Genomic DNA, 1,467 nt, shown 5'->3' with positions numbered 1-1,467 from the left:
AGGTGTCCACGCGGACACCTAGCTTCTGACCTCCTGACCCTCATGGGAAGGGCGTCATTTATTGACCGCTTACGCTCGACGCGCTGTTCAGGAAGGCGCGCGACAGGCTGGCCGCTGCGCATCCGTCGATCGCTGACCTACATTTTCACGACTCGCGCGCCGAGGCATTAACTCGGCTGGCGCGCAAGGTCGACGTTATGACGCTGGCGAAGATCAGCGGCCATGCTGACCTGAAGATATTGCATCGGACGTATTACCGCGAGTCCGCAGAGGACATCGCGGCGCGCCTCTAGACAACCGCTCGGGCCTCGTCGATCAGCTCAATCGGGATCATCCCGCATTTGTTCAACTTGAACTGACCCATCTTCACCATTTTGCTCACGGTGTGCCGACTGATGCCGAGCATCTCGGCCGCTTGCAACTGCGTGACCTGCGTCGGGCGCGGATGCGTCTCTGCATAGAGTTGCATTGCACGGCGCATCAGCTTTAATTCTTCCAGAAATGAACGCTCCTGATTGGGAGTTTTCGCGGCAAGTTCAAGCAATTCTTTGGTCACTTCTGTTCTCCCTCACTAGCAGGGGCACGGCGGTTCCATTTGGCAATTGCCGACTCAATTGACGTATGGCCCCCGGCAATAGGCAAAATACATCCGGGTGTTTGACAGGCGACATACCACCATTCATCCGGGTCGCTTTCCTCGGCCACGTAAGGTGGCTTCCCGCAAAACGGGCACGGTAAAAGTTCGCTCACGTTCCCTCTCCCTGTCGTTGCGCGAGGGCTGCATGCAGGTCAACGAGTGCATGCACACGCACGCATGCCATTTCTCCGCAAGGAATTGCTTCTGGTTTGGGTGGCCGATGCTTTATTTCTGTCCAGTCCAACACTGCCTGCGCTGCATCGCAAACTTTCTCCGCTGCTTCAAGGCGGTCGCAAAGGGCGAGGATCGTTTGCGGCCCGATTGCCTCGATGAACGCCGCGACGCCTTCCCCGAATGACAGATCGGGATGGTTGTCATATCGCTGCACACATGGAGTAATCGCTGGCTCATCGCCGATATAGATGCGCCGCCAGCTATTGCTGGTCCATACCGAAAAGTCGCCGTGCGGCAACGCCTGCGCCAATTCCCGCAGCTTCTTCACGTCAAACTCAGCCATTGCCTTCCTCCCTCGATGCGGCGGTCTGAATCGGCCCGGGTTTTTCGGAGACCTCAACCTTTGAGAGAATGGGGTCATGGAAACCTTAAAACCTGAAAGCAATGTAAAAAAGAAGGCCCAACCGAAATACTCGGCGGAGATGCGCGCACGCGCCGTGCGGATGGTGTTGGACCACCTGCGGGAGTACGAATCGGAATGGGCGGCCATCAGCTCGATCGCGGCGAAAGTCGGCTGCACGCCGGAGACGCTACGCAAATGGGTTCGGCAGGAGCAGAAGGATCGGGGCCAGCGCGCCGGCGCCACGACAGCCGAA

The 1,467-nt window shown here is 58.1% G+C and carries 4 protein-coding genes and 1 pseudogene; 2 read left to right on the top strand and 3 right to left on the bottom strand.

Annotation, left to right across the window (positions count from 1 at the left end; translation table 11 throughout):
• Positions 1-71: 71 nt before the first annotated feature.
• Positions 72-293 (top strand): annotated as a pseudogene (locus WS68_RS27000) (tyrosine-type recombinase/integrase); the annotation flags it as partial.
• Here WS68_RS27000 and WS68_RS23975 read toward each other — a convergent pair.
• Genes WS68_RS23975 through WS68_RS23970 form a run of 3 tightly spaced genes read right to left on the bottom strand, consistent with a single transcriptional unit; the run spans position 290 to position 1,154 of the window.
• Entirely contained in the window at positions 290-556 is a 267-nt protein-coding gene (locus WS68_RS23975; protein ID WP_231753107.1) for a DNA-binding protein, read from the bottom strand. The pseudogene WS68_RS27000 and the gene WS68_RS23975 sit on opposite strands and share 4 nt — an antisense overlap.
• Complete coding sequence (locus WS68_RS29665) at positions 553-750, bottom strand: Lar family restriction alleviation protein (protein WP_082710275.1); 198 nt, start codon at positions 748-750, stop codon at positions 553-555. The genes WS68_RS23975 and WS68_RS29665 overlap by 4 nt, the downstream gene beginning before the upstream one ends.
• Positions 747-1,154, bottom strand: coding sequence for a hypothetical protein (locus WS68_RS23970; protein ID WP_059573218.1), 408 nt, complete (start codon positions 1,152-1,154; stop codon positions 747-749). Before WS68_RS23970 ends, WS68_RS29665 begins: the two co-directional genes overlap by 4 nt.
• Positions 1,155-1,230: 76 nt before the next feature.
• Between WS68_RS23970 and WS68_RS23965 the strand changes: the two genes are divergently transcribed.
• A partial coding sequence (locus WS68_RS23965; RefSeq protein ID WP_156429362.1) for a transposase occupies positions 1,231-1,467 on the top strand: 237 nt, incomplete at its 3' end.

This window comes from Burkholderia sp. TSV86 (assembly GCF_001522865.1).
Classification (GTDB): domain Bacteria; phylum Pseudomonadota; class Gammaproteobacteria; order Burkholderiales; family Burkholderiaceae; genus Burkholderia.
The sequence above is the reverse complement of the archived record's forward strand: the minus strand, read 5'-3'. Positions and strand labels throughout refer to the sequence as shown.

Coding starts and splice junctions, on each gene's coding strand:
- WS68_RS23970 (WP_059573218.1), bottom strand. CDS start 1,154: ATGGCTGAGTTTGACGTGAAGAAGCTGCGGGAATTGGCGCAGGCGTTG.